The sequence below is a fragment of the Biostraticola tofi genome (assembly GCF_004343195.1).
GTDB classification, from domain to species: Bacteria; Pseudomonadota; Gammaproteobacteria; order Enterobacterales; family Enterobacteriaceae; genus Biostraticola; species Biostraticola tofi.
Genome location: NZ_SMCR01000022.1, coordinates 1 through 5,840 on the forward strand (window position 1 = coordinate 1; position 5,840 = coordinate 5,840).

At 48.5% G+C, this 5,840-nt stretch carries 7 protein-coding genes and 2 pseudogenes; 7 read left to right on the forward strand and 2 right to left on the reverse strand.

Features of this window, described 5'->3' with window-relative positions:
* A partial coding sequence (locus EDC52_RS19525; protein WP_165911773.1) for a VENN motif pre-toxin domain-containing protein occupies positions 1 to 938 on the forward strand: 938 nt, incomplete at its 5' end.
* Entirely contained in the window at positions 935 to 1,303 is a 369-nt protein-coding gene (locus tag EDC52_RS19530) for a hypothetical protein (RefSeq protein WP_131867997.1), read from the forward strand. The genes EDC52_RS19525 and EDC52_RS19530, both read left to right, overlap by 4 nt.
* Positions 1,304 to 1,351: 48 nt before the next feature.
* Here the strand turns inward: EDC52_RS19530 and EDC52_RS20160 are convergent, their stop codons facing one another.
* Positions 1,352 to 1,570, reverse strand: a complete 219-nt coding sequence (locus tag EDC52_RS20160; protein WP_131867999.1) for a hypothetical protein — start codon at positions 1,568 to 1,570, stop codon at positions 1,352 to 1,354.
* Between the two features lie 28 nt (positions 1,571 to 1,598).
* On the opposite strand from EDC52_RS20160, the pseudogene EDC52_RS19995 reads away from it, so the two are divergent.
* The 3 genes and pseudogenes from EDC52_RS19995 to EDC52_RS19560 form a co-directional block, all read left to right on the forward strand.
* Positions 1,599 to 2,837, forward strand: a pseudogene (locus EDC52_RS19995) (VENN motif pre-toxin domain-containing protein); the annotation flags it as partial.
* Between the two features lie 479 nt (positions 2,838 to 3,316).
* Positions 3,317 to 4,276: a VENN motif pre-toxin domain-containing protein gene (locus EDC52_RS20165; RefSeq protein ID WP_230468108.1), complete on the forward strand. Its 960-nt coding sequence runs from the start codon at positions 3,317 to 3,319 to the stop codon at positions 4,274 to 4,276.
* Complete coding sequence (locus EDC52_RS19560; protein ID WP_131868003.1) at positions 4,273 to 4,584, forward strand: hypothetical protein; 312 nt, start codon at positions 4,273 to 4,275, stop codon at positions 4,582 to 4,584. Before EDC52_RS20165 ends, EDC52_RS19560 begins: the two co-directional genes overlap by 4 nt.
* 53 nt (positions 4,585 to 4,637) lie before the next feature.
* Here EDC52_RS19560 and EDC52_RS19565 read toward each other — a convergent pair.
* A pseudogene (locus EDC52_RS19565) lies at positions 4,638 to 4,853 on the reverse strand (endoribonuclease SymE); the annotation flags it as partial.
* A gap of 5 nt (positions 4,854 to 4,858) precedes the next feature.
* Here EDC52_RS19565 and EDC52_RS19570 point away from each other — a divergent pair.
* Both EDC52_RS19570 and EDC52_RS19575 read left to right on the forward strand, forming a co-directional pair.
* Positions 4,859 to 5,254, forward strand: a complete 396-nt coding sequence (locus EDC52_RS19570) for a hypothetical protein (RefSeq protein WP_230468109.1) — start codon at positions 4,859 to 4,861, stop codon at positions 5,252 to 5,254.
* Positions 5,255 to 5,410: 156 nt separating this feature from the next.
* Positions 5,411 to 5,674, forward strand: a complete 264-nt coding sequence (locus tag EDC52_RS19575) for a hypothetical protein (RefSeq protein WP_131868007.1) — start codon at positions 5,411 to 5,413, stop codon at positions 5,672 to 5,674.
* Positions 5,675 to 5,840 lie beyond the last annotated feature (166 nt).

A 5,840-nucleotide genomic window follows, 5' to 3' on the forward strand; every position in this document is an offset into this window, starting at 1 on the left:
CGGAAAGCCAGAAGACGATGGTGTCGGCGTTGGGGACGCTGGCGGCAGGGCTGGCAGGCGGCCTGGCCGGCGGCGATGTGGCGAGCGCGGTGGCGTGGGCGCAGGCGGGGAAGAATGCGGTAGAGAATAACTGGCTGAGTGCCATTGCGCAGGGTGTCAGACTGACGGCCCAGGGCTGCGCCGAAGCAGCCCCCTGTCGCAATACGCTGGTTGAGAAAGGGCTGGGTGCCCTGCTGGGTGTGGGGGCAGCAAATACCGTGCTGGATAGCCTCTCTGCTGCAGATAAGGAATACGTTTTAGGTGTAGCCATGAGTGGCAAGGCTGATCTGATAGAGCACCTGACCCCAGAGCAGCGTACAGTCTACGATTATATGGTAGGTCAGGACCAGAAGGGGTTAATCACCATCTTCCCACAGCCGGACAGGGATTTGACGGGTGGGAAGTTGATTAATCCAATCCCGGATGAAAATAGAGGGACTACTCTTACAACACCTGATAAGTCTGGCCAGCAAGGTATTTCGCATACCGGTAATACAGAAGTGCTGCCGGAAACGGGGGGGAATACAACGGTCACGCCGATACCGGCTGGACCGAATCAGGATGATTTAGCTTATCTGGCGGGAAGGTATGAGCCTAACAAAGGCGCAGTTGGCAATATGGGTGAGTTCTTTAAGCAACCGGGTTTTGGTCGTGAGATGAAGGATAATGCCCGTAAAACCAGTCAGACCTATCAAGGACAAAGTGTTTATCAAGCAAAAGATCAGGTTGGTGAATTTATTGAGAAAGGTGACAAATACTATCTTGATGGAGCACATAAAAACCATCTGGAAGTCTTTGATAGCAAAAGAGCAGTCAAAGCAGTACTGAATTTAGATGGATCATATAATGAATCTAAAACGCGGGCAGCAACTAAAGAAGGCCGGAGATTACCAAAATGAACAATTTCTTATTTTTTGATGAAATGAAGGATATTTTTCTAGATTTGTTGAGCCATAAATCTGATTTGCCAATCGATATTGATGATTTGTCGATAAATTATAACCGATCATTAGAAGAATTATTAATAAAGCAATTAACTCTTCTACACCTTAAAACGAAACTACTGGCCCTGGCAAAAAATAATGACGATGAGTTGGCAATGCAATCGGCTTTATTGCGTTTAAGAACTCACGCAATGAGCTTATCAAGCTTCTTTGACAACATAGTGGAAGACACTGAAGTTATACTTCGGACTGGCACATGGCCAGAGTTTCCTGAGGATTATAAGATCCCCAATCATTACAACGAGTCTGAGTTCAAATAAGTAAATTTGGTCAGCCAGACTGAGATTTTAATTTGTTTTATAATACCGTCAGTAACGATGCCGGATGGTGATAAGCAACAGCAGGATGTAAACAAGATGAGCCGGGATGTGGCCCATGCCCACCAGGCCCTGTGACCGATCTTTAACAAATAGCAAGAGCAGCAGCGGCTGCAGCAAGCCAAGAAGATTGGCGATATCGCCACGCAGGTCAGCGGCATAATCGAGATGCAGGGGAAGATCGCCGCGACCCGAGCGGCAACGACCCAAGCGGATAATGCCAGCGCCAAGGCGCGCAGCGCTGGTCGCCGCTGAAATGCAAACCGGCGGTGAATTCAAGCGGGCGGCCCAGTCGGCAATAGCGGTGGTGCAGGGCCTGGCGACCGGCAATATTGCGCAGGCGATAGCCGGGGGCAGTGCGCCCTATATCGCCAATATCATCAAGAAAACCACCCCGGCAGGCCCGGAGCGAGTGATGGCCCATGCGGTGGTGGGGGCGGTGGTGGCTCAGCTTAGCGGCGGCAATGCCCTGGCTGGGGCATCGGGTGCGGCGATGGGGGAATATATTGCCTCCCAGGTGTATGCGGGAACCCAAGCGAAGGATTTGACGGAAAGCCAGAAGACGAGGGTGTCGGCGTTGGGCACGCTGGCGGCGGGGCTGGCAGGCGGCCTGGCAGGCGGCCTGGCCGGTGGCGATGTGGCGAGCGCGGTGGCGGGGGCGCAGGCGGGGAAGAATGCGGTAGAGAATAACTATCTCAGTACTACATCTTCAACGAAACGGGATGAATTGGCAGATAAACTGCTGAAAGGCGATAATTCTTTGCAAACCGCGAGAAAGTTCTTACAGCTAGAGAATGTCGATAAACGCAGTGACGCATTGGTCGCCAAGTTCAATAAACACCCCTGTGAGATAAGCACAGCAGAGCGAACTGAGCTCGTGAGTTATCTGAAGATATACGCGTCTGAGATGCAGGCTCAATATGGTGAGGCAGTGACCAAAGAGCTGATCGCCGGAATGCTGACCGGGCAGGATTATCTGAAGTCAGCGCCGCAGACGGAAGCGCAGCAGAGAGCACAAGCTATCATGAATACCTGGGGCTACCATAAATCCAATGCCAGTATTGGTGATGCACCGCTGATATTTGGTGGCAGTGTACTTGGCACCACAATAAAAGAAGGGATGGCGCTTAATGCGGCAATCGGTTTGGGTGTTAATGCCGGCGTTCAGCTCAGCGGAAAAGATCCTTTCAACTATGTTGATGCAACTATGGCCGGAGTCACCTCTGCACTGACAACAGGAACAGGTATTGGAGCATCAGCGGTAATAAATATGGGCGGTACTGCGGTAGGGAGTGCTATTAAAGGTGAAGATCCAACTAACGCAATGATTGGCGCGGGTGTTGGTTCTGTGATTGGTGATAAAGCAGGTAAGGTAGTTACAGAACAGTTGAAACCCGTTATTAAAGAGGGGAGTGCTGAACTAATAGGAGCAGCGACAGGCTCAACTGTAAGCGAGATTACTGGAGGAAATACATAAAAAGCGCTTGAAAATACAGGGAATAAAAGTGGAGAAAATTAATCTTAACGATCTGATTATATTGATATTTTATTGCATCTGTATTCTTTTTGGTGCTGTAATGATCGGCTATCTGATAACCGCTTTCATAGTTTATTTTAAAATAGGTATATTTAATCTCGACTGGAAAGAAATCCTATTCACTTCTTTAAAAAAAGGCAGTGTCGGCGGCTCGATACTAGGTCTCGGTATCTGGATAAAAGGGAAGCTGAGGGAACGGCAGGATAGGAATGATATTTTTAAATAGTTGTTGTAGAGAATAACTGGCTGAGTGCCATTGCGCAGGGTGTCAAACTGAGCGCCCAGGGCTGCGCCGAAGCAGCCCCCTGTCGCAATACGCTGGTTCAGAAAGAGCTGGGTGCCCTGTGGGAGTCAGGGCAGCAAATACCGTGCTGGATAGCCTCTCTGCTACAGATAAGGAATAAGTTTTAGGTGTAGCCATGAGTGGCAAGGCTGATCTGATAGCTCACCTTACCCCAGAGCAACGTACAGTCTACGATTATATGGTAGGTCAGGACCAGAAGGGGTTAATCACTATCTTCCCACAGCCGGACAGAGATTTGACGGAAAGCCAGAAGACGGTGGTGTCGGCGTTGGGGACGCTGGCGGCAGGGCTGGCGGGCGGCTTGGCCGGTGGCGATGTGGCGAGCGCGGTGGCGGGGGCGCAGGCGGGGAAGAATGCGGTAGAGAATAACTATCTGAGTGATAAGGACATCAAAACCTTCACTGAGAAATATGTCGCCGCGAAGACCGATGCCGAGAAAGAACAGCTTGTAGCTGACCTGAAAAAGCTGGATGCAGATAAGCAGAAACAGGCGCTATCTACAGGAATATCAATAGATGAGCAGAAAGATGCACTGGCTGATCTGAAAGCCCTTGTCGTATCACCAGAATGTAAAGCGAAGTGTCAGGAACTGGCTGCTTACTCCATATCAGAACTGAAGCCCGTCGCCAACAACACGCAACTGCATGAAGACAATCTTAAAAAGGGAATACTGGCGGGTGTTATTTATGCTCTGAGAGTAGAGAAACCTGCATCCGGCGGTTCTGGTTCTGGCCTGTCTTCATTGACGAAAGAGCAGCAACAGTTAATTAGAAATGCTGAAACAATCACGACAGCCAAAGGGATACAGAATCCATTCCCAAGGGATTTGAATGAGAAGGTTCTGTGGAATGGGGTTAAGGCTAATCCATCGGCTGGATATCCACTGACGGGGTTGAATAGTGATCCTAAATTTCCTCCATCGGCAGGATTTCAAAAAATGTCAGTTAATCATACACTTCCGGATGGTAGAAATATTGAAATCCATTATCAATATAACTCATTGACTAATAAGGCTTACGATATGAAGGTTATCACCCCACAACGCTCAGGGGCTGCATATAAGGAAAAACAATGAAGATAATAATGCACCGTGGTGGTCATGTTGTTGATATTTATGCAGTCTATTGGGTTGGAGGAAACACTTACTTCTACGGCCTGCATGAGGGAAATGGTGGACTATCTGCTTATAAATTAGGCGATGGTATAGATATAATTGACTCTGATTTATCAGGTAATTTTGTTTATTTTAACCAGGGTGTTTTTTATAAACCTTTGATTGAGGAGAGACTTCTGGATGATCTTCTTGAATATGACGAAACTGCCTACAAACGCTTCCTTGAGATCCTGAAAGCTGAAGGCAGAATAGATCCAGACTTCTGTTAGTCATTAGAAATCCCGGCCACCGAGCCGGGATTTTTTTACCTGTTACTCAGCCATCAAATCCACTTCCCGACAGGCGGCTTCTTAGCCGTGATCACCTCAATAAACTCAAGGATCTGCTGTTGCTTGCGTCCCGATAACTTACAGACCTTGCGCAGCGTCTGCATGATCTCCGGCTCTGGCGGCGGTGGGGGTAATGGTTCTTCAGCGGTGAGCACCAGGCAACCGGGCATCGCGCGCACCTCCAGCGGTGTCCCTGTCTTAAAACCCGCATTCAATGACTGAAGCCGGAGCCACACCACAAGAAATTAATACTGCACTGAGTCATTTAGCGAAAGGGGATATGCCGGACAGCGCTAATATCACTAAAGTGATCGTTGATGGTTATAAAGATGGCGTACTGATAGCAGGGGCGGCTTATCTAGGACCCGCAGCATCTGTGGGGAAAGTTGTAGCTGGCGCAACGATAGCGGAAATTGCTAACGGAACTTATCAATGGTTCGATAATAAACAGCCAGGCAATTTTAACAAGAGCTGGGATTACACAGGAAGCATTTCTGCAGGTATTACGGGGGCACTTGTTCCAGGACGTAATGTATGGGCGAATGGGGGAATGGGGGAATTGCACTTGGAGGCACTTTATTCACTGATGGGCCTGATAAGGGCGCTTTGACTGGATCGGGGGGAGGGTGGGCGTTCGGTACAACAGTTGGTCTAATAGCGCCGCCTATATTTAGGCCTGCTTTGGGACAAAACTCAGGAGTTGTTGGGGAAGTTCTTGGGTCTGTTGGTGGAGAGTTCATAAGCAATGCTGTAAAGGATAAAGTCAATGGAAATAAAAGATAAACTGAGTGTTTGGGTTTTATTTTTAAGTATTATATATATGATTTTTTGTAGCTTTATTTTTTTCTCTATTTCGCTGGTGATTATAACGTTATTGTTTAGCAATGAATTTGATATTAATGATAAAGATATCATTCATGTTGCAATCACTAGTTTGATTACTGGGATTACAACTGGATTAGGTTCCTGGATTTTTGCCAAACTCGACGAGCGTGAAGCCCGAAAGTCATTACCTGCAGACCCCAAGTGATTTTGCAAAACCCGGTGTTGCTCTAGAATTGCATCACTTTAGCAGTAGGATGTCAGCGGTGGCAGCTTTGGCTCGGCCACCTTCAGCCGGGATGCGATGAACAGCACCTATGCCGCGGTCAAGGAGCAGACCGGGGTGTATGCCGGCCAGGGGGGCTACGATGTCA

What these genes read in the sequence shown, in the direction of transcription:
- EDC52_RS19575 (WP_131868007.1), top strand. Translation starts at nt 5,411, where the DNA reads ATGGAAATAAAAGATAAACTGAGTGTTTGGGTTTTATTTTTAAGTATT.
- EDC52_RS19560 (WP_131868003.1), top strand. Translation starts at nt 4,273, where the DNA reads ATGAAGATAATAATGCACCGTGGTGGTCATGTTGTTGATATTTATGCA.
- EDC52_RS19570 (WP_230468109.1), top strand. Translation starts at nt 4,859, where the DNA reads ATGACTGAAGCCGGAGCCACACCACAAGAAATTAATACTGCACTGAGT.
- EDC52_RS20165 (WP_230468108.1), top strand. Translation starts at nt 3,317, where the DNA reads ATGAGTGGCAAGGCTGATCTGATAGCTCACCTTACCCCAGAGCAACGT.
- EDC52_RS19530 (WP_131867997.1), top strand. Translation starts at nt 935, where the DNA reads ATGAACAATTTCTTATTTTTTGATGAAATGAAGGATATTTTTCTAGAT.